Origin of the sequence: Rhodococcus sp. 66b, from assembly GCF_002076325.1 — a bacterium.
In the GTDB taxonomy this organism is placed as follows: domain Bacteria; phylum Actinomycetota; class Actinomycetes; order Mycobacteriales; family Mycobacteriaceae; genus Rhodococcus_F; species Rhodococcus_F erythropolis.
In genome coordinates, this window is sequence record NZ_MUZB01000002.1 from 95418 (window position 1) to 119236 (window position 23819).

Consider the following 23819-nt stretch of genomic DNA (forward strand, 5'->3'; position numbering starts at 1 on the left):
ATTTGGATCACTCGCTCTGATGGAGATGTCTAACATGGATCAACTGATCCAATAAGTTGAATCTCCCGCACAGTGGGAGGTTGGTAATCACTTGTAGCTCAACGCTATCTGGCGTAATCATGTCGTCTAAGGTTGTTCCAAGTCGATCAACTGAACCAGGCATTTTGAGAAGGAGCGTTGAAAGAGGTCATGCAACTGGACGTCACAATCACCCCCACCTCCTCGACCGTCGAACTGAACGGGGTCGACGACTTCACCAGTCTCTCGGTCGTCGTAGGCGGCGACGATCAATCCGAGACTCTGAGTCGGGCATTGGAACCGTGGGGGGAACTCGAGGACGATCATGTCTGGCTCGACATTGCTCACCTGGAACAAGCCGTCGCGGCCCAGGTCGGAAACGCGCAGTGGAGGCAGAAGTTCTCCGCGATGGTGGACTACGCACGCGCCCACGGCTGGGTCGATCGCGACAACAGGGTGCGAGCACACCGTGAATCACTCTGACTCCGCGGTCAGCGCTTCGGAGAAGTTCGGCGAGCCCGTGCGAAGCTCGTTCGTATGACCGACTCCCGGCAGAACCGTCAAGGCGACGTGACACGTCTGCGTTTGCTCAAAACTGCTGAACGGCTTTTCGCGACAGAGGGATTGGATGCAGTTTCGCTGCGCGCGGTCAACGCGGCGGCCGGTCTCGGACCGTCGTCCGTCCACTACCATTTCGGCACCAAGGAGGATCTGGTCGCCGCGGTGCTGTTGGACATGGGAACGTCGGTGCGAGATCAGATCAGCGCGAACGTGGACGCCCTAGCCGCCGACAAGGAGCCGCCGACGGTCGAAGCGTTGGTGCGGGCCGTCACGGCGCCATACAAGACACTGCTTCTTCGCCATCGCACGCGGGGAATGCGATGGATCAGAATCGTCACGCAGATTTCGCAGCCGCAGATGTCACGACCGGGCCATCCAGCCCTCGAGGCGACCGAGATGCACCTTCGTGATCATCTTCTCGACCAGGTCCGTCGTACCTTTCCTGCTACCGATCCCGAAAGGCTCGAGACTCGCTGGGCGGTTGCCTTGATGGGCTTCCTCCAGGCGTTGAGCCGGGCGGACGATTGGAGCGGAAGCAGCAAGCCGCTCGCGCCGGAGCGACTTGCCGACTTCTACGAGGACCAGGTCGTCTTTCTGGTGGGTGGAGTGCGACAGTTATTGGGATGAGCGCCTAATTGATGCGCCTCCTATTTCTGTGCGACCACTGACTTCCGCATTTCCATTACATGAGTAATAGCTTCGGAAATTCCGGATCTATAACCGATATTCTTTTCGGAATCACCCGGAGTGGAATCAAGCTCCGATTCGAGTCTCGTTTGAATACGGTCCAGGGTGTGGATTGTTCTTTTCACGATGGTTGATTCTCTTTCTGCGGTAAATCCGAAAGAAGTATTCCGGATTGCCGAGCGTGTTCGTCGAGGACACACAGTGATGCCAGGGTCATGCCCGCTGCGTAGCCGCGCGAGCGTGCATCAGTTCCTCGACTACGTGACTTGAACAGGTTGAATGTTTCGTGCAGGTGCACGAGGGTGTCGGTGGAGGCAGGCATTGGTCAGCTTCGCAGTCAGCTCGTCTTCCTCTGGACTGTGCTGTCAGCTCCGCTTCCGCTTACGAATGAACTCGGAAGACTCCGTAGTTTTCGCCCGCTTTTCCGCGCGGCGTTCCTTGATCGACTGAGCGGGTTTCTTCATGTTCTTTCCCGGCGCCTTGTCAGCCATTGTCGCTCCTCATTTTTCGAAGTGGCAATCACAAACTGACCTCGACCATACTTCATTTACAGAAAAAAGCCAGTTGCTTCTTTTCTGCTACTTTTTTCCGGAGTCGACGGGGCTGACGGAAGTAATGCGGTGCAACGTGAAACGGCGTACGGCACCACTTGCCGGGTCGAAGGCGTCCAGCTGTCCGCCGCCCACGCTGACGGGGTCGACGATGCGATGAGTCGCTACCCCCTGAGCGTCGACATAGCCGATGTTGACGCTCGAATTGTCCCGGGCCGCTGTGGCCAGTAATGCGATGGTGGCGGCATTGTTCTCCCTCGAACCGTCCGTCCGGACACCACCACGGCCCGGGGCGGACGCGCGGTCACCTGCTCGCATCGTCCGTACCAACGACGCCAATTGATCCGCCGACGGGCTCGCGGGCATTCGCGACGCCGGTCGGCTGCGACGGTTCGGTACACGCGCCCCGCGTGGGCGGAGATCGACCAACGTGCCCGAGGAGTCCTCACCTGCCGGCGCGAATCCGGCTGCGCGCAGCTCGGCCAGGACCTCGCGCAGTGGGGCCTGCGAAATCGCGACTGTGGGAGCCAAGGCGCGCAATGCCAGGGGCTCCGCCACCGCCGAAGCGAGGACCTCCGCCAGCAGTGACGCGTCCTCACATCGAATGAACGACGCCGCCACTCCGGCACGCAGTCGCCCGTGTCGACGGGCGACATCGTCGATCAGATACGAAAGTGATTGGGGAACAGGCGTCTTCGATTTCGAGGCGAACATCGCATGCAGTTCGGTGGCCGTCAGACCGGCGTCGAGCGCACGACGCACGCTGTCCTCGCTGATGCGGTACATGGACGCCGATCCTGCCGACTCGATGTCCGCGACCAGGCTCACCTGCTCGAGCAGGTCCGGTACGAGCGGGCCGGGCGCAACCAGAGTCAGATCTGCCTGGACCAGGATGTAGTCGATGGGCTCGGGTAGGGCGGACTGCATTTCGGCTTCGGCGTCCCCGCCGTGCAGCAAAGCTCGTCCAGGTGACGACAACGCGCCGCGGGCCACCAGCCCGAGCGCGGCGGCCTCGTCCAGAGTCCGCTCGATTGCGAACGTCCGTAGGCGCCCGCTCCATCGCGGGCGTCGCCACGCCAGTAGTCGACTTACCTCGACGGCCGATGCAGTCTGGCCACTGTCGAGTTCGGAGAGCAGCCCCAGAATGGCCTGGCGATCGCGCGGAGCCGCCGGGGCCCGGCCTTCCTCGGACAGCGCCGCGATGGGCTTGTCGGTGGAATCCCTCAGCCCGATCATCCACGGAACTCGCGGTACGTCGACCCAGGCGGACGCCAGCACCTCCCACCGACGCGCTGTGGACGCGTTGAGCCAGCCGTCGACGGCGAGTGTGGGCGTCCAGTATTCGTCCGCGTTGTCCGAGACCGGCGCCGGATCGGGCGTTCCACTGGCGATGAGTCCGGCTGCCGAGAGCAATTCGACGAGCAGGCTCACTCGCGCTTCGTCGAGATCGGCCGTCTTGGCCACTCGTCGTAGTTCTCGAACACCGAGTCCACCGGCTCGCAGTGCTGGGGCCGGTGCTGCGCCCAGAACAGCGATCACGCTCTCGCATTGGCGTACCAACTCGAGTGCCTCGCCGGCCGCTGCGGCGTTCACGTCCGCGGGTTTGAGTTTGTCGCCCCCGATGACGGGTGCGGTCAGCGTCGTCGGATCGAAAACCGGCTCGCCGCGGATGACCTGACGAACCGTCGCCGGAAGCTCGACGGTCTGCTCGTCGAGCCACCGCAGCAGGCCGGCCGCCAGCAGTCGCTGAACCGGGCGCTCAGGCGGTGTTCCGGGGGCGGCGTCGCGGGTGCGACCGATCGGGCTGGAGTTGGCGAGAGTCTCGAGGAGATCCCGCTCACGGGTGTCCAGAGCGTCGAGGGCTGCCGAGATCTCGGTCTCGGTCATCGCCTCGGCAGGTTCGAGGGCTCGCCCCACACGCCACGGAATCATCCCGATGACTGCCGGGACGACGCTGATGGGATCGACACCCCAGACGAGGGCGGACTCACGCATCTTCGACAGTGACTTGTCGACGGCCTTCTTGGTGACCTTGCCCTTGCCGGTCAGGGCGCGTTCGGCGATTGCACTGTTGAGCTCCGCCCGCGTCATCGGAGTTTCCTCGGCGCCAGCCAGTGCCAACAATTCGAGAAGACCGAAATCGAGGGTGTCGAGTTCGTCCGCCGCTCGGCTGACCGACGCGCGTTGCTGCGCTCGACCACTGAGAACCACCATCGTGCTCGGCGGCGGTACGGCCAGATCGGGGCGCAGACGCAGCAACTCCGTCAACTCGGCGTCACTGCGCGCCGAGAGCCAATCGGTCAGACTTTCGGCTGCGGAACTGCCCGCCGGGGTGCCACGTGTTTCGGTCATCAGGTATCAGATTAGAGACCTGGTCTGTACGGCGTAACGGCGTCCTGTCAAAATGACTTCGTGGCCAACAATTCGAAGCAACACTATGTAGATCCAGGATGGCCGGAAACTGCAGACGGAGATCACGCAGTGACCGAATTGTCATCGACCCGCGCAGGTGGACTTTCACCCTTCGGCGAGGACACCACCTTTCCGGTTCCGGTGGAGTCACTTCCTTACGTACACCCGCACACCGTCATCAACCGATAACAACTCGACACGAAGAAGGCCCGCACCGATTCGGTGCGGGCCTTCTTGATGTTCGAGCGTCCGAGCGGACAGTCTTACCGGTGTTACTTGAGGAACGTCTTTGCAGTGTCGGCGACTGCGAGGATCTGCGGGTCGACCGGGATGCCGTTGGCCTTGGCGAACGCGATTGCCTGATCGATGGCGTCAGCGACCGGGTGTGCAACGGTCTGAGCGACCTGCTGTGCCGGAGCCGGAGCTGCCTGAGGAGCCGTGGTGGCCGGAGCGGAACGCTCGGTGGCGCCGCTGCTCAGTCCGAGGCTGGAGGAGCAGGACGGCCATGCGCCCCAACCCTGGTTCGCGAGAACACGCTCGGCAACAACGATCTGCTGCTCGCGAGTGGCCTGGTTTGCGGTGGCTGCGTACTGTCCGCCGCCGTGTGCGTTCCACGTGCTGGGGGAGAACTGCAGTCCGCCCTGGTAACCGTTGCCGGTGTTGATGGCCCAGTTTCCGCCGGCCTCACACTGGGCGAGACGATCCCAGTCGGAGTCGGGGGCAGCGCTTGCGGTTCCGGTGGCTGCAATTCCTGCTACGCCCATGATGGCGCCGGTGACGGCGACCTTGGCGACAGTGCGACCGGTGGTGGTGGGCTTGCGATGGCGTCCGCTCATGATGGTCGAAATCCTCTCCACACGCGCCTGCGAGGTCAGCTGTCGGGTTCGGGCTGAGAGGTCGCCCGGCCTCGCCTTTCCTGGCTGGAAAGGGTCTGGCTTCACCCCAAGATTCGGTCTTGCGATCGAACCGGTGTCCACTGGAGAACTTTTCTGTTCTCACAGAGGACTTTGGGTCCCCCGTCCTCGTCCCTGGAATGCTCTGTCGGAAGTCCGGTACCCGCGGGACAAGGCTTGGCGCGGCGGGCCGGAGGTGGCCGAGTTTCCCGGCCGAAAACGACGGTAACGGCTCGAGTCTCTCGTGTCACCATTTGATAACGCGGCGTGGCGAAGGACGTACAACGCGTCACACAAAGCGCAGGAGACTCTTCCCAGGTAGGTGGGGGTGCCTGAGTGAATGTCCCGTTGTGTCCGTTCCGTTATCCATCCGTAATGTGAGCAAGGTCACACGTTATGTGGAAATGGAATTCCGGCCGAGTGAGAGGTGCGCCGATCCAGGTCGAAGATGTGTCCTGTGTCTCAACATCGAGATTGAAACTTAGGTTAGGTTTGCCTGACTTGCCCCGAATGGGCAGGGTTCGCAGAGTCTTCCAAAGAAGTAGGGCACCCCTCATGAAACTGCAATACCGTCGGCGTGCGGTCACCGCGTCACTCGCCGTCGCCGCTGCTGCTGTCGGCCTGGCCGTCACTGCTCCCGCTGCACACGCCTCACCCGAGGATCCGACACACGGTGTTGTCGGAAGCTATTCCGCAACCCAGCCCGGCGACATCGTCGTCGACTCGGCAACCCACCGCGGATACATCACGCAGTACGGCGGACCGACCAGCTCGTTGTCCGTCGTCGACACGAACACCGGCAAGTCCGTCGGCACCATCGACGGTGTCGTCGGTTACCCGTCGGCACTTGCCGTGGACTCGGACCTCGGACGCGCATACGTGTCCTCCTCCTACGGCGGCGCGATCTCGATTGTCGACACGAAGACCGGCAAGGTCGAAAAGACGGTCACGCTGAGCGAGAAGAACCCCGACGGGTCGCGGCCGCAGATCAACGATGTCGTCGTCGACCCCACAACACACCGCGCGTACTTCTCGGACTACAAGTCCGGCAACATCCGAGTTGTCGACCCCAACGCCGCCGACGCCGTGTCGAGCATTCTGGTCGACAAGTCGGCAACGCCGACCAAGCTCGCCTTCGACAGTGTCCGCGGCTTCCTCTACATCGCGGACACCAACTTCTTCGACGAGAATTACGGCCGCACGCTGTGGCAGGCGGACGTACGCAAGGGCGGAGCGCTCAAGTCGATCGTGCGTGCCGACAACCTCTACCCGGTCGACGTCGATGTCGACACGAACACCGGCAACATCTACATGACCGACACCCGGGCAACCAACCTGTGGGCGATCACCCCGGCCGGCGCGGTTCTGTCGAAGACCACGCTGTCTCCGACCGCGATTCCCAACGGCGTGGTCGTCGACGCTGCTGCAGGCATTGCATATGTCGCGGACGTCATGAACGGACACCTGTGGTCGGTCGATCTGACGACCCGCGCCACCACCGCTCTGACCGATACCAAGGTTCCGGCACTGGAGAAGGTCAAAAACCTCGCGCTCGACACCTCGACCGGCGCCATCGCGTCGACGACCAACGGGGGCAAGGTGACCGTCGTTGCTGCGTACCCGCTACCCGCGACCGTCGAACTGCCTGCCGCTCAGGTCGGTAAGGCGTATTCGCAGAAGCTCACTGCCGCTGATACCCGGGCAGCCTTTGCGCTCACCAACGGCACTCTGCCCGGCGGACTGTCCCTCGCACAGGACGGCACCATCTCGGGAACCCCCACGGCCGTCGGCAGCGTCACCGTCGAGATCACTGCGAAGAGCGTGCTTTCGCGCGCTTCGAGTGTGACCATCGTGGTCTCCGAGGGTCCGGTCGGCCCCGTTGATCCGGGCAACCCGGGAACGGGTACCGGTTCGCTCGGTAACCTCCCCGGACTCGGTAGCCTCGGCCGCTGATCCGACCTGATACGAGAGAACCCGACCACAGCACCTGCTGTGGTCGGGTTCTTCTGTCTCCGGGCCCGCTTACGCGTAATTCACCCGGTCCACGGCTATGCGTAATTGACGCGGTCCACGGCTATGCGTAATTGACGCGGTCCACGTCGACGATCTCCTTGCCGAGCGGCATCAGCGAGATCGGAATCATCTTCAGGTTCGCGACCGCGAGCGGAATTCCGATGATCGTGATCGCCATCGCGACGGCGGTGACGATGTGTCCGATCGCCAACCAAATACCGGCGATGATCACCCAGATGACATTGCCGATCATCGAACCGACGCCAGCGGTCGGCTTGTCGACGACGGTCTTACCGAACGGCCACAGTGCGTAGATGCCGATGCGGAATGCCGCGATTCCGAAGGGAATCGTGATGATGAGGATGCAGCAGATGATGCCTGCGGCGAAGTAACCCAACGCCAGCCAGAAGCCGCCGAACACCAGCCAGATCACGTTCAGGAGGATTCTCATGGTCAGTGACCTTTCGGTTGAAGGCGGGGGTGATCAGCGCACGCGTCGACCGGATCTGAGCGTGTAGACGATGGCCAGAAGGAAGCCGATCGGGCACGCGAGTGCCACCAGGTACAACGCCAGGCCGGGCGGGGTGTCGCTGAAGATGTGGACTGCGAAGATGGCCACGATCGCCAGGAATCCGACGATGAACAGTGCCATCGCCGTACGGAACAGACCGTTTCCGGTGTCGGAAGTGCGCGGGTTCGGTTGAGGGTCCACACCTACGAGGATAGTGCCTGTAAACCTGGGTGCCGACCCGGGTTCGTCACAGGTAGACTGTTAACAGACTGCGCGCCCCGCTGAAGCAAGTGTGGGGCGCGTTCTTTTGCATTCTTCCACCGGAAGCGATGCGAGCAAGGCCATGAGGCTCTTCCGAGAGCCTCCCGAGCACATTGGGGCAGATGCCCCAGTCGAGTGATGAGCAGGTGAACGCGGTGCCGACCGGCAAGGTGAAGTGGTACGACGTCGAAAAGGGTTTCGGCTTTCTGTCGCAGGAAGAGGGCGAGGACGTCTACGTCCGTGCTTCCGCTCTCCCCGAGGGCGTCGAAGGCTTGAAGGCCGGCCAGCGCGTCGAGTTCGGCATGGCTGCGGGCCGCCGCGGTCCGCAGGCGCTGAGCCTGAAGGTGCTGGAGCCGGCGCCGTCGTTGCGGGGCGCTACGGCGACGCGTCGTGAGCCGGTCGAGCGTAAGCACACCCCTGACCAGCTGCACGGCATGGTCGAGGACATGATCACGTTGCTCGAGGCGAAGGTCCAGCCGGATCTGCGCAACGGCAAGTACCCGGACCGCAAGACCGCTCAGCGGATCTCCGAGGTCGTCCGAGCCGTCGCTCGCGAGCTCGACACCTGATCGCTCGATTCGAGCTGCCGTACACGGCTTCGAAACAAAATGCCCTGCACACCAATCGGTGTGCAGGGCATTTTCGTTCTTCCGGGGATCAGGCGGTCTTGATCGACCAGATCAGTAGTCCTTGTTCGCTTCCCTCACCGACGGCGAGGTGGATTTCGACGCCGACGAGTTGCTTGACGGGATCGCTCGAAGATTCGACCGTCACTGCCAGGGCCTCGCCGGGCTCGAAGACTCGGGGTTCGCCGGTCTGGTTGCCGTCGGCATCCTCGTAGACCGCCAGCAGGGCCCACTGCGCATCGGAGACGTCCGTCGACAACGACAGCTGCAGCGGGTAGCCCGCGGGAACGTCGAGGGCATAGATGTCGCCCACCTGGGCGCACTGGGACAGATCGATGGTGCAGAAACCGGCAGGGTTCGTCTCGATCGTCTTGCCGTGTGCGTATGCAGTGATGACCGGCAGCTTTTCGGGGTCGTCGTTGATGTTCTTGATGATCACGAAAAGAACGGAGACGTAAGCAACTAGTGCCACCACCATCAGGACACTGATCGCTGCCACGATCTTCTTTGTTCTCGAGCGCATCATCACTGCGGAGTACTTCCTTGTCCTCGGTTGGATTTACCGGTGTAAATCACTTCGGTCACTTCTTGTTCGGCCAGATCGGGTCGCTTCCCGCCTAGGCCGGGCAGGAGGCTGCTTCCTCGGTAGCTCAGGAAGGTCTGCAGAAGCCCGATCGTCAGGAACACCGATACAACAGTGAACCCGATCCAGTATTCGGTCGGAAGCAGAACCCCCAATGCGCCGCCGAGTACCCAGCTCAACTGCAGAACCGTCTCGGATCTGCCGAATCCGGACGCGATCGATTCCTCGGGCAGGTCGTGCTGGAGTGACGCGTCGAGTGAGACCTTTGCGAGTGCGCTGGCGGCGGAGGCTACGAGCGTGGCAAGCGCAGCGGTCATCAGGTTGTCCGTCAGCGCTGCGATCACCGCGATGATCCAGACCGACGCAGTGCACCGGAGCACGATCAGTGCGGGCCGGCCGAGCTTGAGGCGCGCACCCGTGGCATTTCCGGCGAAGTTTCCCAGACCGGCCGCTGCGCCGACCAGGCCGAGCATCATGGCTTGCTGGAGTGGCTCGTGATCGGTGCGTGATTTGGCGACGAACGCGATGTAGAGCGTCAGGAAGCCGGTGAGCACGCGAATGGTGCCGTTGCCCCAGAGTCCGATGATCACGGCGCGTCCGAGAGGCTGTCGGACCTTGGCCGGTTTCGCGTTCGGCTGTGGTGGGGCGCTGCCGGCGTGGTGCGCCTCGTCCGGGTGGTAGGTGATGGTCGCGGGAACCTCACCCTCGGTGACTTCGACCCACGACGGGATTCGCATGCTCAGATATGCGCCGAAGACGGTGACGGCGACGGCGAACCACAAGGCTCCGGTGGAACCGAAAGCGAGCGCGAGCGCACCCGCGACGGCGCCGGCGCCGATCGTTCCGCCGATCAACCCGAAGACCGTCAGACGCGAATTGACGCGCACCAGGTCTATTTCCGGTGGTAGGACGCGTGGTGTCACCGCACTCTTGAGTACCGAGAACGATTTACTGAGCACCATCATGCCGAGCGCGGCCGGATAGAGGATCCAACTGTCGAAGTTGAAGACCAGGATCACTGCGAGGAGCGTCCGGATTCCGAACGACGACGCGAGTGCGATGCGGCGGCCGCGCTGCAACCGGTCGAGCATCGGACCGATGAGCGGTGCGATGACCGCGAACGGTGCGATCGTGATCAGGAGATAGAGCGCGACCTTGGTCTTGTCCTCACCCGTCGCAGCCGAGAAGAACAGCGTGTTCGCAAGGGCGACGGAGATCGCGGCGTCGGTGGCGTTGTTCGTCATCACTGCGTAGGTGAGAGCGGTCAGACCGGACTTGTCCGCGCCGTCGGCCTTCGCTGCGCGCTGGAAGGTCGCGATGCCCTTGTTCGTCAGTTCGCGGCTGCGCATCGCTGCGACGCGGGTGACGGTGAGCTTGCGGGGCATCGGGGGAGCCTTGGGGGCGTCCGCACCCGGTGCCTTGGAACCGGACGCAGAATCCGAGTCTCCCCGTGATTCGGGGATCGGGTGCAGCGGCGGCAACGGCGTGCGCCGCGCGGCGGGGCGAGCGGAAGGCGGGTAGTTGTCCGGGCGGGCCGCGGGTGGGTAATTGTCGTAACCGGGGTGCACCTGTTGCCCCTCCGGCTCGTCGTGGATTCGCCGAGTTTCGGGGTCGTAGGGTTCGCGCGGTCCGGTCACCACTCAATTCTGTCCTAGTGTCGGCGCGGCTACCACGCACACCCCTGCGAGTCCTGTGTCATGTCGGACTCAGTTAACAAAACGGACTTCGAACATCTGCGGCCAATACTTGCCGGTGAGCAGGAATCGATCGGTACCGGGAATCTGCGCGATGCCGTTGAGAACGTCGACGGTGCTGGTCGATCCATCCGTGACGAGTTCTTCGCGTAGCGCCGATGCGTCGTACACGTTCGTGACGGTGCCGTCCGACGGGTCGATTCGGACGACGGTGTCGGTGGTCCAGACATTGGCGTAGACGGAGCCGTCTTCGGCGCATTCCAATTCGTTCAGCTTGCCGACGGACTCCGAAGATCTGGTGACGTCGACTGTCGAGATCGGCGCAAAGGTTTCGGGATCGCGAAAGGTCAACGTGGCCGAACCGTCGCTGGAGACCAGCCGATCCCCGAGCGAACAGATTCCCCATCCCTCGGTGTCGAGTGGGAACCGCCCACGTTCGGTCAAGGTGTCCTTGTCACGGGCGATGGCGACGCCGTCTTTCCAGGTGAGTTGCCACAGTGTGTCTCCGGCGACCGTGATGCCCTCACCGAACAACGGCGGGTCGAGATCTGCACGCGCAACTTCCGGTCCCGAAGCGGGGGACTGCTCGTCGGAGATCTCGCTCGAGCGCACCCAGGACTGCCCGACGCGTCCGGTGCTTTCGTACAACCGGTTTCCGTCGATCTCGAGGCCCTGCGTGAACGCGTCGGGATCGTGCGCGGACACTCGAACGATCTCGACGGAGCCGGTTTCGGACGTGAGGTTGTCGGGAGCACCGGGGGAATCGGAGCACCCCGCCAGGGCCGACGCGATCACGGCGACCACTGCAAAAGTGCGCACGGAATTGGCGTGTGACCTACTCATCTGCCCAGCATGGCAGCCCAGTGCGTTGCGGACTTGCGGTGGTGCGGCAAACTGGAGGAGTGAGTGTTGCTACTTCTCCAGAGCGTGCAGTGCCGCGCCCAGTACTGGCCGATGCGGTCGAGCTTGCCCGAACGGCAGTCGTCGACCTGCATGAAGGCGGTGTGGGGGCATACCTCGGCGTGACGTCGGAGGACGAATTTGCCGCCACCCATCGATTTGCAGCAGACATTCCCGGATACCGCGGTTGGCAGTGGGCGGTTGTCGTCGCTGCCGGACCGGAGGACACCCGCGCAACTGTCAGTGAGTTGGCGCTGCTGCCGGGTCCCGACGCGTTGGTTGCGCCGGAATGGCTGCCATGGGATCAGCGGATTCGTCCCGGCGATCTCTCCGTCGGTGACCTACTCGCCCCGCCGGCCGAGGATCCTCGGCTCGTTCCCGGCTACGTCGCCACCGGTGACCCGGAAGTCGACGAGGTAGCTCTCGAAATCGGGCTAGGCCGCAAACAGGTCATGAGCCTCGAGGGCCGACTCGATGCCGCGCAGCGTTGGTTCGACGGTGACTTCGGCCCGGAGTCGGAGATGGCCAAGGCTGCCCCGTCGACGTGTGGGCTGTGTGGATTCTTCCTTCCACTCGCAGGTTCGCTGCACGCAGCGTTCGGCGTGTGCGGCAACGAACTCTCCGCAGACGGCCGGGTGGTCAGCGTGTCCTACGGCTGTGGCGCGCATTCGGACACCAGCTTGCCGCTCGGTGCGGGCTCGCCGCAGTTCGACGCATTCGACGACGGAGCAGTCGAGCTGATTGCGGTGCCCGCTCGCCCGTCGAGCGTTGTTGCAGTTGAGGATTCGGTATCCACCGAGTAGAAGATCCGTTCGGCACGGACGCACTCCGCGAGGCGACGCTGCGCGCGTGGTCGGAATCTCCGACGCGATTGCGTGAAGACGCGGCTGCGGAATCCGACCTCGCGAAGGCCGGGTACCGCGACCGTCTGCTCACCGAACTGGCGCAGAACGCTGCCGATGCAGCTGCACGCGAGGGCGTCGAGGGCTCTTTGTGGGTGGACGTGGACGGTCGGACGCTGACCGTCGCGAACACCGGCCGTCCGCTGGACGAATCCGGCGTTCACGCACTCACGGCGCTGCGTGCGTCGAACAAGGTCGACGCCGACGAAGGCGTGACGGGGCGGTTCGGAGTCGGATTCTCGGCAGTTCTCTCGGTCGGTGACGAGGTTGAACTGCGCTCGTCGACGGGATCGATTCGATTCTCTGCCTCGCAAACTCTGCGCGAGATCGAGTCTCGCGAACTCCCCGTGCCGGAAACCGGTGTCCCCGTACTTCGTTTGGTGTGGCCGTCTGGCGAATTGCCGAGCGACGGTGCCGATTCGGAAGTGGTGCTGACGCTTCGGCCGGACGTCGATGCCGCGGCGCTGCTTTCGCAGATGACACGTGAGGCAGTCGATCTGCTGCTCGAACTCCCGGCTCTCGGATCAATTCGTTTGGGTGAGAAGACTTTTCGGCGATCGGAACGAGTGCTGGATTCCGGTCTCGTCGAGGTGGTCATCGGAGATCGCACGTGGTGGCAGTACTCGGCGCCGAATGCACGGTGGTTGGTGCCGGTCCGCGACGGGGTCGTCGAGCCGGTCGCAGACGACGTGCTGCGGGCGCCGACCCGATCCGATGAGGAACTGTCGATCCCGGCGATCATCATTGCCGACATTGCAATGCAACCCGATCGGCGACGCCTCATGCCCGCTGCACCGATCGCTCCGCTTGCCGAGGGGTACGCGAAGTTCCTTGCTGCACTACCTCCTCGGCAGCGAACGGCACTCGTCCCGATTCCTGCCTTTGCCCGCAGCGAAACCGATTCGCTTCTGCGCGAAGCACTTCTGAAGGAGCTGCAGGAAAACGAGTGGCTTCCGGTGGTCGGTGAACCCGACCGCGCGCCGCAGCGAGCATCCGTGGTGCCCGGGCTCAGTGACGATCTTGCCGAGTTGCTCACCGACATCATCGGCGGCCTGGTTGTCCCCGAGCTCTCCGGCCCCAAGCACGAGCGAGCGCTCGCGGCGGTGTCGACGCACCGCATCGGGCTCGCGCGTATCGCGGAACTGCTCAGCGGCTTGGAACGTGAACCGAAGTGGTGGAATCGACTCTATTCGGCTCTCGAGCCCTTGGTGATCGACACTCTTGCGGTGGAAGAGCTTGGAACACTGCCGGTTCCGCTCTCCGATGGACGAACGGTGACCGGACCGCGGACCGTCGTCGTCGGCGTCGAATTGGGCGAAGACGCACCGTCTGTGCAGTGGACGAGGTTGGTTCATCCTGTCGCAGCGCACCCGTTGCTGTCTCGATTGGGAGCACAGACCGCGAGTGCCACCGACCTGCTGTCCGATCCGGCACTGCGAGCCTTGATCGAAGATGCTGCGGATCAGGATGATTCGGTAGCGACGGAGTTGGCGCAAGTGGTGCTCGGATTGGCGGCCCACGTGGCGCCAGGGGCGCTGCCGTCGTGGATCGGTGAAGTGCTGCTTCCTGATTCGGAGGGCGAATTGCGTTCCGCCGACCAACTTCTGCTTCCGGGCGCTCCCCTTGCAAGCGTCCTGGTCGAGGATTCTCCCTTCGGCATCGTCGACGCTGATTTTGTTCAGCGGGTGGGGGAGCAGGCGCTACGGGTAGTCGGTGTCGGGTGGGGTTTCACGGTGGTCCGTGAGGAATTGCCGTCCGGCCCCGATCACGATCTCGACGCCGAAGACGCATGGTGGGACACCCTCGACGAGGACCCCGAATACATCGAAGCCGTGCGCGATCTCGATCTCGTGGACGAAGACCGCTGGCCGCAGGCGCTGTCGCTGCTGGTCGAGTCGCCGGCGACGCGGGCGCTGCTCACCGACCGTCGTGGATACACGGCGTGGTGGTTGCGTTCGAATGCCGAACTCGGCGGTGAGGTGCTTGGCTTGCTGCGCGCTCCAGGCGATCGCACCTTCGAGGGATTGCTCGATGCTGCCGAACACCCCGACGCCGGATTCTTCGCCGGATTGTTGGCATCCGATACCGTCGACGATCCGGAACTAGCTCAGCTGCTGCTCGATCGGCTTGCCGACCCACTACGGATGCCGGCCTCCGCCGTCGTCGCGCGGACGCACCGACTGCTGGGTGAGGCAGCTCAGCGACGGGTTCTCGACCTGGAGGAACTGCACCTGCCGCCGTTCGTGCGAGGCCTTTCCGGCGATCTGGTCGATCCCGGCGACGCCCTTGTTCTCGACCGACCGTGGCTGGGAGCGGCACTGCCTGCACAACGAGTGGTGCTCGGTAGCTTCGAGACAGCTGACGCACTGGCAGATCTGCTCGACGTCGCTACGGCGTCCACATCCGTTCACGGACGAGTGAGCAGCACCGGCGTTGTGACGACGTGGGCGAACGAACCACAGGCAGTTCTCGGCTTCGCAGCCCTCGGCCGTGAGGTTCCCGGCGGCGAGGTAGTGATCCATCACGAACTGTCGGTGGAACTGACGGGAGCGGTGGAGGCGACAGTGACCGTGCCGTGGTGGGTGGACTCGGACGGCGTTCATCACGTGATGCGCACGTGGACTCTGCCGCAAGGGATGTGAGGGCAGATGTCTTTTGATCAGTGGGTACTCGACAGTGCAGTGAGCCAGCGGACGGCGTGGCTCGTGGACGTGGTCGACGTCATCACCGACAGCGGCGGAACCCTCGCGTCGTGGCTGATCGCGACGCTGCTCACGATCGTGCTTCTGGTTCGGGGGCTCCGAACGGAAGCTCTGCTGATCGCCGGATCGATGTTGACCGGTCTGCTCGTGATGAGCGGATTGAAGCGCATCTTCACGCGAACCCGTCCACCCCTGCCGGAGCGTTTGATCGAAATCGATTCGTATTCGTTCCCGTCGGGCCACGCGATGATGAGCGCGATACTCGCGACTTCGGTTGCCGCAGTGATTCTTCGGCTTGCTTTGCCGAGGCTCGCGAAGATGGCAATGCTCGCGAGCCTCGGCCTGTACACGATCGCTGTCGGATTCTCCCGCGTCTACCTGGCTGCCCATTGGATGACCGATGTGCTGGCAGGTTGGGCGTTCGGGATGGTGTGGGCCGGAGTGTGGATCTGGGGAACTGCGCAGATCAGGAAGCGCCGGGCGCTGGTTACTTCGTGAGTTCGGCGAGTAGTTGGCTTGTCGCCCACGGCAAGCTCAGTGCGGAACTCGCGGTCAGGGCCGCACCGACCTGCGGGGCCTGATCGTCGTTGACGTAGACGACGCGATTGTTCTTGACCACGTCGAGTTGCTGGAAGCCCGGATTGTTTCGGACCGCCTGGGCGGCATCGGGATTGCCGATGACAACGAGACGGTCCACGTCGAGGAGATCTAGTCGCTCGGTGGAGATGGGCGCGTAGAACTCACCGTTCATCAATGCCTCGACCGCGGGAGCAGGTTTGAATCCGAGACTGCCGAGGACCCGTCCGCGGGCGTCCTCGGAGGAGAAGGCGTAGAACTCCGGGGTCGTGTCGACGCTGATGATCACCGCGGTCTGGTCTGCAAATTCCGGGTGAGCGCTTCTGGCGTCGGCGAACTGCTTGTCGATATCGGCGACCAACTTCGCGCCGTCGGCCTCGCGACCCACTGCCTTCGCTGCGGTCTTCGTCGTGATCTGCCACGGAGTTGCGTAGTCGCCGTAGGCCGGATCCTTCGCGACGGTCGGGGCGATCGCGGAAAGTGTGCTGTACAGGTCTTTGTCGATGCTCGAGTAGAGCGCGAGGATCAAGTCGGGCTCGAGCGCAGCGATCTTTTCGACGCTGATCGTGGTTTCGGGATTGCTGCCGACGACGGTCGGTTCGGTTCCGCCCCAAGGGCCGGTGACCCACGGCCACGTGCGGTTGACGTCCGGCTCGCCCGGGTACTGATTGACCATTCCGACGGGCTTGATGCCCAAGGCCAGCAGAGCCTGCTCGTCGTTGTAACCGACAGTGACGATCCGTTGTGGTTCGGAATCGATCGTGGTGCTGCCGAAAGCGTGATCGATCGTGACGGGGAAGGCGCCGCCACCGGAACTCGACGAACTACTTGCTGCGTCGTCGTTCGAACCGCAGGAGACGAGTGCTGTGCCGACCAGGGCGACCAGAGCAACGGGTGTCAGTCTCGTCCAACGTCCTCGGCTTTTCCAACGATTTCGGTGGGAGATCTTCACGGTTACGTGGTTCCTTTCAGCATTGACAAGCTAAGACCGACACCAGAGTGCAGGGTAGGCTTACCATACTGACAGGGTGAATCGACCTGCTCAGTCGACCAGACCGGCGCCCTGTTGTGCGCCCTTGTCACCGCGCACAGCTGCGCGTCGTTGAATGGAGAACAGAGCGAGGCCGAGGAAGCCGACTCCGATACCCGCGTAACAGATCGGGAGTGCATCCGACCAACGATCGCCGCTCACCGCGACCACGATCGTGGCGACCACCCACAACGCGGTGCCGATGATCAGTGCCGGCGCGGGTGCGGACAATTTGCCGATCAGGCTGGTTGTGTTGCGAGTCTCCGTCACAAAATTAACGCTACCCGTACCCCGGTGGCCTACTCTCCCTAGTGCGACCGGCTTCATGTGCGCCGGCACACGGCGACCTACAGCGATGGGGAAAGAACAAACATGGCGGCACCCGGCAAGATCCTCGACACCTATTTCAAGATCAGCGAACGAGGGTCGACGATCTCGACCGAGGTTCGCGGCGGTGTCGTCACCTTCGTGGCGATGGCCTACATCGTGGTCCTCAACCCCCTGATCCTCGGCAGTTTCTCGGCTGACGACGCTGCAGCGAAGACCGACGTTCTCGGCAACATCCTTCCGGTCAACCAAGTGGCTGCGGTCACCGCTCTGGTTGCCGGCCTGATGAGCATCGTCTTCGGTCTCGTTGCCAACTATCCGTTTGCCATCGCCGCGGGTCTCGGCATCAACAGCCTGCTCGCCGTCACCATCGCACCTCAGGTCACCTGGCCCGAGGCGATGGGACTGGTGGTCATCGACGGTGTGATCATCGTTCTGTTGGCACTCACCGGCTTCCGAACTGCGGTGTTCAATGCGATTCCCTCGGCATTGAAGTCCGCGATCGCGGCCGGTATCGGCATGTTCATCGCCTTCATCGGGCTGGTCGACGCCGGATTCGTCCGCCGCATCCCCGACGCCGCCGGTACGACGGTTCCCGTCGGACTCGGAATCAACGGCTCGATCGCTTCGTGGCCGACCGTGGTGTTCATCTTCGGTGTCCTGCTCATGGGTGTTCTGGTTGTGCGCAAGGTTCGTGGTGGACTGTTGATCGGCATCGTCGTCACGACGATCCTCGCCGCGATCATCGAGGCAGTTGCCGATGTCGGACCCTCGCTCGGAACGAACCCCAAGGGCTGGAACCTCAGCATCCCCGCGATCCCGGAGATGCTCGGTGGTATGCCTGATCTGAGCCTGGTCGGCGACGTCAGCATCTTCGGCGCGTTCACCCGCATCGGTGTTCTGGCCGCCAGCCTGCTTGTCTTCACCCTCGTGCTCGCGAATTTCTTCGACGCCATGGGCACGATGACGGGTCTCGGTAAGGAAGCCGGCCTGACCGACAAGGACGGAAACCTCCCCAACGTCGGTCGCGCGCTTGTCGTCGAAGGCGCCGGTGCCATCGTCGGCGGTGGCGCTTCGGCGTCGTCGAACACCGTGTTCGTGGAATCCGCGTCGGGTATCGCCGAAGGCGCCCGCACGGGCCTGGCAAATGTCGTGACCGGACTGCTCTTCCTCGTCGCGATGTTCCTGACGCCGCTCTACTCCGTCGTGCCGATCGAGGCAGCTGCGCCTGCCCTCGTCGTCGTCGGTGCGCTGATGATCGGACAGGTCCGAGACATCGATTTCACCAAGTTCTCGGTGGCACTCCCGGCGTTCCTGACCATGATCGTCATGCCGTTCACCTACTCGATCGCCAACGGCATCGGTGTCGGCTTCATTTCATGGGTGGTCCTGCACGCTGCCAGCGGTGGTATCAAGAAGATCCACCCGTTGCTCTGGATCGTGGCGGCACTTTTTGTGGCCTACTTCACTGTCGGACCCATTACCGACGCCCTTACGTGAAATCAGGGTTGACCGGTATTCGATTACGTGAGCTACCGGCCAGCTCTTGACGTATTGTCTGACGCGTGACCACCGAAACTCGTGCGCTGGCCAGCGATCTTTCCCTGGCTGTAGTGCGTCTCACCAGGCATCTGCGCGGCCGCAGAGTCGACGCTCAGGTATCGCTGACGCAACTGTCCGCTTTGGCGAGCCTGGATCAGTACGGCCCGATGACCCCTGGCGTACTCGCAGCACGTGAGAAAGTTCAGCCGCCGTCGATGACGCGCGTTGTTGCTTCTCTCGCCGAGCTCGGTCTGGTCGAGCGCTCGCCGCATCCCACGGACGGTCGTCAGATCATCGTGAATCTCTCCGACGCCGGGCAGGCGTTGCTCGCGGACGAGACCCATGCGCGTGAGGCGTGGATGAACGAGCAGCTGGCCGGGCTGGGTGGCGAAGAACTCGCGACGCTGCGCGGTGCCGTCGGGATCATCACGGAGATGGTCAACAAGACGGAGTAGTTCCGCGAGTTAGAGGTCGTGTAGCTCAGCTACTGAGACGTCGCGTAGCTCCGCTACATAGAGGTCGCGTAGCTCCGCTACATAGAGGTCGTTGCCCAAACGAATTACTCGAGGGGCAAGATGGTGGGGTGCCCCGAGACCCCGATTCCGGCATGTTTGCCGCGCTCCACAACCGCAACTACCGCCTTTGGGCTTCCGGACAGATTGTTTCTCTGGTCGGCACGTGGATGCAACGTATTGCCCAGGACTGGCTGGTACTGACGCTCTCGGACGGCAACGCGTTGGCGGTGGGCATCGTCATGGCCTTGCAGTTCGGTCCGACGCTGTTTCTGTCGGTGTGGGGTGGGGTGCTGGCCGATCGGTACGACAAGCGTCGGATCCTGATCTTCACGCAGTGGGCGAGTGCGGTATGCGCACTGGTGTTGGGTCTGTTGGACGTCGGTGGGCTCGTCGCGTTGTGGCACGTCTTCCTGATCGCCTTTGCCCTCGGCTGTGTCTCGGCGCTCGACGCACCGGTGCGTCAGTCGTTCACTATCGAGATGGTGGGCAAGGAACACCTGTCCAATGCCATCGCGCTCAACTCGATGACGTTCAACACGGCCCGCATCGTCGGTCCGGCCATCTCGGGTGTTTTGATCAACCTGATCGGAACCGGGTGGGTATTCCTGCTCAACGTCGCGACGTTCGGTGGGGTCCTCATCGCGCTGTACCTGATGAACAAGAAGGAGCTGATCCCGTCCGAACCGGCGCCGCGTACCAAGGGGCAGGTGCGCGACGGGTTCCGATATGTGTGGGGTCGCAAGGACCTTCGGGTGATCATGGTGTCCGTCTTCATGGTCTCGACGTTCGGCCTGAACTTCGCGATCAGCCTGGCGGTGATGGCGCGCAACACGTTCGGTCTCGAGGCCGACGGTTACGGACTGCTGTCCACGACGCTTGCCGTGGGAACCCTTGCAGGCGCTGCGTATGCCGCAAGGCGCAAGGAAGCGCCGCGGTTGCGGACGTTCCTCGGTGCCGCAGTGGCTTTCGGCGTGTTCGAGGTCGCGGTGGGATTGATGCCTACCTACGCGTTGGTGGCGCTGATGTTGATTCCCACGGGCGCACTGACGTTGACGTTCACGACGTCCGCGATGAACATCCTGCAGATGTCGGTCCCCTCCGAGATGCGCGGGCGGGTGATGGGCATCTACATGCTCAGCTTCCTCGGTGGCACACCGCTGGGAAGCCCGCTGCTTGGTTGGCTCGCCGACTCCGTGGATCCCCGTGCGCCCCTGATCGTGGGCGGAGTGATCTCGCTCGTCTCAGGCACAGTGGCCGGGGTGTACCTGCTACGTAGCGAAGGGCTGAAACTTCGTCTTGCGAGGCCGGAAGACGGTGGAAGGTTGCCGGTGTTCGTCCTGCGTCCGGTGATCGTGTGCGACGCGACCGAGCAGGCAGTCGAGGCTAGCCGCGCGCCGTGACCTTCTCGCGCTTGGGAAACACCGTGTAGCTCAGGGCGATTGCTCCCCAGATTCCCAGCACCACTGTCAGCTTGCTGATCCATCCGTCGAGGGCACCCGTACGTGCGGGGTCGTCGACGAGGAAGATGGCCGCGCCGAGAAGTCCGCACGCGATGGCCCAGGCGATCGCGGCTTTGCCGAACTCGCGCCATTCGCGCAGTGCTCGCGCACTCCCGTACTTGGGTGGCGCGACGGGAGCCGGGCCGCCGGCGAATCGGTAGGCGAACCTGGCGTCGGCCCAGGAGATGAGACTGTGCCCGAACGCAACGGAGAAGCCGATGTAGGCCGCAGCGAGCCCGTGGGTGAAGTTCGCCTCGCCGCCGTCCCGAAGATCGAGGGCTGTGGCGACGAGCAGGACGACGTCGACCAGGGGTGCGCAGATGAGCAGTGCGGCACCCAGCGTCTTGCGGCGCAGCAGATAGCGGGCGGCGAGACCGGCGGCGATGAACACCCAGAACATGATTTCGCACGCGATGATCAGATGGACGATCATGACATCAGCTCATTTCTAGTACGACTGTGTTAGTGGTCGAAAACTAGCACAGCTGTGTTAGTTTTGTGAAGTGGTGAAACGAAGCAGCCCCGATGAGCGACGGGAAGAGATCGCCGAGGCTGTCTGGCGTGTGATCCGTCGCGATGGTGTGGCGAGCGCGAGCGTCCGGGCCGTCGCGGACGAGGCGAAGATGTCGACGGGGTCGCTAAGGCACTTCTTCGCGACGCAGTCCGAACTCTTGCTGTTCGCGATGACGCTCGTGACCGTCCGAGTGGAGAAGAGAATCGCCGGCATCGACTTCGATCCCGACATCCGCCGCGCGATCCGCCAGTTCACCGATCAGTTCGTTCCCCTCGACGAAGATCGGCGTGAAGAAATGCAGGTCTGGGAGGCGTTTGCTGCTGCCGCCCAGACCGATTCGACGTTGACCGCAGTGCGTGACGAGACGGACCGGACGCTGTTCGAGCACTATCGAACATTTGTCGAGGCCGTACACGATGCAGGATTCCTGCAGCCGGACGCTTCGGTCGACATCGAGGCGATGAGGTTGCATGCGCTCGCCGACGGGCTCGCGTCGCACGGCGTCGACAATCCCGAGCGAACCAATCCGCAGGTGATCGGCCAGGTGCTCGACGCGCATTTCGCTACGCTGCTGCGCTAGGTCGGGAGTAGTGACGGGGGACCGCGGTGCGTACGGCACGATAGACCCGTGGTTCACGTCATCGACATCTCAGATCCCGCCGACCCCCGGTTGGATGACTTTCGCGATCTCAACTCCTCGGATCGGCGCCCCGACCTGCCGGAGGGCAAGGGACTGGTCATCGCCGAAGGAGTGTTCGTCACTCAGCGACTGCTGACGTCGCGGTTCCAGCCGATCAGTCTTCTCGGCGTCGAACGACGGCTCCTGGAGCTCGCTGACGATCTCGACGGTGTGGACGTGCCGTTCTACCGTACGAGCGCCGAAGTGATGGCCGAGGTCGTCGGATTCCACCTGAACCGTGGCGTCCTCGCTGCAGCAGCGCGCCCGGCACCACTCGCGGTCTCGGACGTGCTGAAGGACGCAAAGACCGTCGTGGTCCTCGAAGGCGTCAACGATCACGAGAACCTCGGCTCGATGTTCCGCAACGCTGCAGGGCTCGGCGTGGACGCCGTTCTGTTCGGGAAGGGTTGTGCTGACCCGCTGTACCGGCGGTCGGTCCGTGTGTCGATGGGGCACGTGCTGCGAGTGCCCTTCGCGCATGTGGCAAAGTGGCCACACGACTTGGATGAGCTGCGTGGCAACGGTTTTCAGCTCATATCCTTGACTCCGAATCCGGAAGCGGTCACTTTGGCCGAAGCGATGACCGGGGAGAAGGTGGCGCTACTGCTGGGAGCCGAGGGGCCAGGTCTGACCGAACATGCGATGCGGGCCACCGACATTCGTGCCAAGATACCGATGGCACCCGGCACCGATTCGCTCAACGTCGCAACCGCAGCGGCTATGGCCTTCTACGAACGTGTCAGGACCGGCCGGTGACTCTGGACCGCACGCCCTGGTTCACCGGAATCGCGGTGTCGGTATTCGCCGCGATGCTCTCGACCAGCGCCGTCGCGGCGTTCTGCGTCGCGCTCGGCAACGTGAACGTGCTCCTGGCGGTTGTCGTCAATATCATTGCGGTAGGCGGACTTGCGCCGACCGTCTGGCGCTGGCGAGCCGTCCCCGTGTGGCGATGGGTGGTCTACGGCGCGGTAGTCGGCGTTCCGCTCGGGTGGATCGCAGCGATAGCCGCGTGACTGTGTGATGCTTGTTCGCGCTACTTGAACCCGAAGTACCGGGCGAGGCGACCGCGCGGCTTGGCCACGGGTGCGTCGTGGATCGGCGGCATGTTTTCGGGCATGGGTATCTCTGTCGGCGCCTGCTCGGGTACCGGTACGGGAGCTGGGGGCGCAGGTTTGGGTGCCTCGCCGGGGCGGTGAATCTTGAAGCCCCACAGGAGAATCTGCGTTGTGTCGAGTTCGTGTTCTCGCGGCGCGCCGGTGTATCGGAATCCCAGCCACTCGAGGTTGGCGGACTCCGCGAACTGCTGCGGGTGGAACGGAAGTGACTGCGGATCGGGCAGGATCCCGGGCGGGTAACGCAGGGGATGGTTGCCGGCCCAGAATTCCAGTTCCCACGTCTGCGGGATCCCCAGATTTTCGACGATGTCGATCGGGATGGCACTGAACGAGCGTCGTAGCTCGCCGTTCTCCCACAGTGCAAACGAACCCTGCGCGGTTTCGGGGACGGAGCTGATCAACAGCGTCGAGCCACCCTCGGCCGAAAGGTGCCAGGACTCAGGCAGTTTCGAGGGGACAAATGTGCTGAGTTCGAAGCTGCAGACGACGCTCACTCGGCCGTACGCGCCGACGAAGACGTAGCCGGGGCTCACCGTCGCGGCCATCGACAGCGGCTGAGGACCGAGAGACTCGAACTCCTTGTCCGGGTACAGCGACATGGCGATTTTCAGCGCCTCGGTCTGATCCGGCTGTGGGTACTTGCTCAATTCGGTGCGAGCGTCTGCGCCGCCCAGAAACCAGATCGTCGATACCCGTGCAGCCACCGGC

The 23819-nt window shown here is 63.3% G+C and carries 26 protein-coding genes and 1 riboswitch; of the genes, 14 read left to right on the top strand and 12 right to left on the bottom strand.

Annotated elements, in window-relative coordinates; all coding sequences use genetic code 11:
- Positions 1-189 precede the first annotated feature (189 nt).
- Together B0E55_RS03410 and B0E55_RS03415 are read left to right on the top strand one after the other, a co-directional pair.
- Positions 190-501, top strand: a complete 312-nt coding sequence (locus B0E55_RS03410; RefSeq protein WP_020970497.1) for a hypothetical protein — start codon at positions 190-192, stop codon at positions 499-501.
- 54 nt (positions 502-555) lie between these two features.
- Positions 556-1206 carry a TetR/AcrR family transcriptional regulator gene (locus B0E55_RS03415; RefSeq protein ID WP_020908803.1) on the top strand — a complete coding sequence of 217 codons (651 nt, stop codon included), beginning with the start codon at positions 556-558 and terminating at the stop codon, positions 1204-1206.
- Between the two features lie 425 nt (positions 1207-1631).
- Here B0E55_RS03415 and B0E55_RS32430 read toward each other — a convergent pair whose 3' ends face one another.
- Together B0E55_RS32430 and B0E55_RS03425 are read right to left on the bottom strand one after the other, a co-directional pair.
- Entirely contained in the window at positions 1632-1757 is a 126-nt protein-coding gene (locus B0E55_RS32430; protein ID WP_019744941.1) for a hypothetical protein, read from the bottom strand.
- Between the two features lie 87 nt (positions 1758-1844).
- Positions 1845-4169, bottom strand: a complete 2325-nt coding sequence (locus B0E55_RS03425) for a helicase-associated domain-containing protein (protein WP_020908802.1) — start codon at positions 4167-4169, stop codon at positions 1845-1847.
- Positions 4170-4229: 60 nt separating this feature from the next.
- Here B0E55_RS03425 and B0E55_RS03430 point away from each other — a divergent pair, with 60 nt between their 5' ends.
- Complete coding sequence (locus tag B0E55_RS03430; protein WP_019744939.1) at positions 4230-4418, top strand: hypothetical protein; 189 nt, start codon at positions 4230-4232, stop codon at positions 4416-4418.
- An 83-nt stretch (positions 4419-4501) separates the two neighbouring features.
- Here B0E55_RS03430 and B0E55_RS03435 read toward each other — a convergent pair whose 3' ends face one another.
- The gene (locus tag B0E55_RS03435; protein ID WP_019744938.1) at positions 4502-5065 is read right to left on the bottom strand and encodes a transglycosylase family protein; all 564 of its coding nucleotides are present in this window, start codon (positions 5063-5065) and stop codon (positions 4502-4504) included.
- A gap of 8 nt (positions 5066-5073) precedes the next feature.
- A riboswitch (cyclic di-AMP (ydaO/yuaA leader) is annotated at positions 5074-5283 on the bottom strand.
- A gap of 394 nt (positions 5284-5677) precedes the next feature.
- On the opposite strand from B0E55_RS03435, the gene B0E55_RS03440 reads away from it, so the two are divergent.
- Positions 5678-7075: a YncE family protein gene (locus B0E55_RS03440; protein ID WP_080909105.1), complete on the top strand. Its 1398-nt coding sequence runs from the start codon at positions 5678-5680 to the stop codon at positions 7073-7075.
- A gap of 121 nt (positions 7076-7196) precedes the next feature.
- On the opposite strand, the gene B0E55_RS03445 is transcribed toward B0E55_RS03440, so the two are convergent.
- Together B0E55_RS03445 and B0E55_RS03450 are read right to left on the bottom strand one after the other, a co-directional pair.
- Entirely contained in the window at positions 7197-7586 is a 390-nt protein-coding gene (locus B0E55_RS03445; protein ID WP_003939919.1) for a YccF domain-containing protein, read from the bottom strand.
- A gap of 33 nt (positions 7587-7619) precedes the next feature.
- On the bottom strand, positions 7620-7847 hold the full coding sequence (locus tag B0E55_RS03450; protein ID WP_080909106.1) for a hypothetical protein: 228 nt from the start codon (positions 7845-7847) through the stop codon (positions 7620-7622).
- A 215-nt stretch (positions 7848-8062) separates the two neighbouring features.
- Here B0E55_RS03450 and B0E55_RS03455 point away from each other — a divergent pair, with 215 nt between their 5' ends.
- Positions 8063-8476 (top strand): cold-shock protein, encoded by a 414-nt coding sequence (locus B0E55_RS03455; protein ID WP_007733502.1) that lies wholly within the window; start codon positions 8063-8065, stop codon positions 8474-8476.
- Positions 8477-8564: 88 nt separating this feature from the next.
- Here the strand turns inward: B0E55_RS03455 and B0E55_RS03460 are convergent, their stop codons facing one another.
- From B0E55_RS03460 to B0E55_RS03470, 3 genes are all read right to left on the bottom strand, one after another.
- Positions 8565-9032: a DUF2771 domain-containing protein gene (locus tag B0E55_RS03460; protein WP_225989529.1), complete on the bottom strand. Its 468-nt coding sequence runs from the start codon at positions 9030-9032 to the stop codon at positions 8565-8567.
- Between the two features lie 26 nt (positions 9033-9058).
- Positions 9059-10753, bottom strand: coding sequence for an MFS transporter (locus tag B0E55_RS03465; protein ID WP_030244200.1), 1695 nt, complete (start codon positions 10751-10753; stop codon positions 9059-9061).
- Between the two features lie 69 nt (positions 10754-10822).
- On the bottom strand, positions 10823-11653 hold the full coding sequence (locus tag B0E55_RS03470) for a glutaminyl-peptide cyclotransferase (protein ID WP_153211771.1): 831 nt from the start codon (positions 11651-11653) through the stop codon (positions 10823-10825).
- Between the two features lie 38 nt (positions 11654-11691).
- Here B0E55_RS03470 and B0E55_RS03475 point away from each other — a divergent pair, with 38 nt between their 5' ends.
- The 3 genes from B0E55_RS03475 to B0E55_RS03485 all read left to right on the top strand — a co-directional run bounded on the left by B0E55_RS03475 (position 11692) and on the right by B0E55_RS03485 (position 15812).
- Positions 11692-12513 (top strand): DUF3027 domain-containing protein, encoded by an 822-nt coding sequence (locus B0E55_RS03475; RefSeq protein WP_019744932.1) that lies wholly within the window; start codon positions 11692-11694, stop codon positions 12511-12513.
- A 68-nt stretch (positions 12514-12581) separates the two neighbouring features.
- Positions 12582-15254, top strand: coding sequence for a sacsin N-terminal ATP-binding-like domain-containing protein (locus B0E55_RS03480; RefSeq protein WP_019744931.1), 2673 nt, complete (start codon positions 12582-12584; stop codon positions 15252-15254).
- 6 nt (positions 15255-15260) lie between these two features.
- Entirely contained in the window at positions 15261-15812 is a 552-nt protein-coding gene (locus B0E55_RS03485) for a phosphatase PAP2 family protein (RefSeq protein ID WP_020908797.1), read from the top strand.
- Here B0E55_RS03485 and B0E55_RS03490 read toward each other — a convergent pair.
- Together B0E55_RS03490 and B0E55_RS03495 are read right to left on the bottom strand one after the other, a co-directional pair.
- Positions 15802-16842 carry an iron-siderophore ABC transporter substrate-binding protein gene (locus B0E55_RS03490; RefSeq protein WP_052740959.1) on the bottom strand — a complete coding sequence of 347 codons (1041 nt, stop codon included), beginning with the start codon at positions 16840-16842 and terminating at the stop codon, positions 15802-15804. The two genes, B0E55_RS03485 and B0E55_RS03490, sit on opposite strands and share 11 nt — an antisense overlap.
- 90 nt (positions 16843-16932) lie before the next feature.
- The gene (locus B0E55_RS03495; RefSeq protein WP_019744928.1) at positions 16933-17190 is read right to left on the bottom strand and encodes a DUF2530 domain-containing protein; all 258 of its coding nucleotides are present in this window, start codon (positions 17188-17190) and stop codon (positions 16933-16935) included.
- 102 nt (positions 17191-17292) lie between these two features.
- On the opposite strand from B0E55_RS03495, the gene B0E55_RS03500 reads away from it, so the two are divergent.
- The 3 genes from B0E55_RS03500 to B0E55_RS03510 all read left to right on the top strand — a co-directional run bounded on the left by B0E55_RS03500 (position 17293) and on the right by B0E55_RS03510 (position 20704).
- Positions 17293-18747, top strand: coding sequence for an NCS2 family permease (locus B0E55_RS03500; RefSeq protein ID WP_020970489.1), 1455 nt, complete (start codon positions 17293-17295; stop codon positions 18745-18747).
- Between the two features lie 65 nt (positions 18748-18812).
- Positions 18813-19244, top strand: coding sequence for a MarR family winged helix-turn-helix transcriptional regulator (locus tag B0E55_RS03505; protein ID WP_019744926.1), 432 nt, complete (start codon positions 18813-18815; stop codon positions 19242-19244).
- A 152-nt stretch (positions 19245-19396) separates the two neighbouring features.
- Entirely contained in the window at positions 19397-20704 is a 1308-nt protein-coding gene (locus tag B0E55_RS03510) for an MFS transporter (protein WP_007733487.1), read from the top strand.
- Here B0E55_RS03510 and B0E55_RS03515 read toward each other — a convergent pair.
- The gene (locus B0E55_RS03515) at positions 20688-21236 is read right to left on the bottom strand and encodes a hypothetical protein (RefSeq protein WP_020908793.1); all 549 of its coding nucleotides are present in this window, start codon (positions 21234-21236) and stop codon (positions 20688-20690) included. The two genes, B0E55_RS03510 and B0E55_RS03515, sit on opposite strands and share 17 nt — an antisense overlap.
- Before the next feature lie 70 nt (positions 21237-21306).
- Between B0E55_RS03515 and B0E55_RS03520 the strand changes: the two genes are divergently transcribed.
- Genes B0E55_RS03520 through B0E55_RS03530 form a run of 3 tightly spaced genes read left to right on the top strand, consistent with a single transcriptional unit; the run spans position 21307 to position 23009 of the window.
- On the top strand, positions 21307-21897 hold the full coding sequence (locus B0E55_RS03520; protein WP_019744923.1) for a TetR/AcrR family transcriptional regulator: 591 nt from the start codon (positions 21307-21309) through the stop codon (positions 21895-21897).
- 48 nt (positions 21898-21945) lie between these two features.
- Positions 21946-22752, top strand: coding sequence for a TrmH family RNA methyltransferase (locus B0E55_RS03525; protein WP_020970487.1), 807 nt, complete (start codon positions 21946-21948; stop codon positions 22750-22752).
- The gene (locus B0E55_RS03530) at positions 22749-23009 is read left to right on the top strand and encodes a DUF2537 domain-containing protein (RefSeq protein ID WP_019744921.1); all 261 of its coding nucleotides are present in this window, start codon (positions 22749-22751) and stop codon (positions 23007-23009) included. Before B0E55_RS03525 ends, B0E55_RS03530 begins: the two co-directional genes overlap by 4 nt.
- Positions 23010-23029: 20 nt before the next feature.
- Here the strand turns inward: B0E55_RS03530 and B0E55_RS03535 are convergent, their stop codons facing one another.
- Complete coding sequence (locus B0E55_RS03535; protein WP_080909107.1) at positions 23030-23815, bottom strand: DUF6928 family protein; 786 nt, start codon at positions 23813-23815, stop codon at positions 23030-23032.
- Between the last annotated feature and the right edge of the window lie 4 nt (positions 23816-23819).

What these genes read in the sequence shown, in the direction of transcription:
- B0E55_RS03410 (WP_020970497.1), top strand. Translation starts at nt 190, where the DNA reads ATGCAACTGGACGTCACAATCACCCCCACCTCCTCGACCGTCGAACTG.
- B0E55_RS03415 (WP_020908803.1), top strand. Translation starts at nt 556, where the DNA reads ATGACCGACTCCCGGCAGAACCGTCAAGGCGACGTGACACGTCTGCGT.
- B0E55_RS32430 (WP_019744941.1), bottom strand. Translation starts at nt 1,757, where the DNA reads ATGGCTGACAAGGCGCCGGGAAAGAACATGAAGAAACCCGCTCAGTCG.
- B0E55_RS03425 (WP_020908802.1), bottom strand. Translation starts at nt 4,169, where the DNA reads ATGACCGAAACACGTGGCACCCCGGCGGGCAGTTCCGCAGCCGAAAGT.
- B0E55_RS03435 (WP_019744938.1), bottom strand. Translation starts at nt 5,065, where the DNA reads ATGAGCGGACGCCATCGCAAGCCCACCACCACCGGTCGCACTGTCGCC.
- B0E55_RS03440 (WP_080909105.1), top strand. Translation starts at nt 5,678, where the DNA reads ATGAAACTGCAATACCGTCGGCGTGCGGTCACCGCGTCACTCGCCGTC.
- B0E55_RS03445 (WP_003939919.1), bottom strand. Translation starts at nt 7,586, where the DNA reads ATGAGAATCCTCCTGAACGTGATCTGGCTGGTGTTCGGCGGCTTCTGG.
- B0E55_RS03470 (WP_153211771.1), bottom strand. Translation starts at nt 11,653, where the DNA reads ATGAGTAGGTCACACGCCAATTCCGTGCGCACTTTTGCAGTGGTCGCC.
- B0E55_RS03485 (WP_020908797.1), top strand. Translation starts at nt 15,261, where the DNA reads ATGTCTTTTGATCAGTGGGTACTCGACAGTGCAGTGAGCCAGCGGACG.
- B0E55_RS03500 (WP_020970489.1), top strand. Translation starts at nt 17,293, where the DNA reads ATGGCGGCACCCGGCAAGATCCTCGACACCTATTTCAAGATCAGCGAA.
- B0E55_RS03510 (WP_007733487.1), top strand. Translation starts at nt 19,397, where the DNA reads ATGTTTGCCGCGCTCCACAACCGCAACTACCGCCTTTGGGCTTCCGGA.
- B0E55_RS03515 (WP_020908793.1), bottom strand. Translation starts at nt 21,236, where the DNA reads ATGATCGTCCATCTGATCATCGCGTGCGAAATCATGTTCTGGGTGTTC.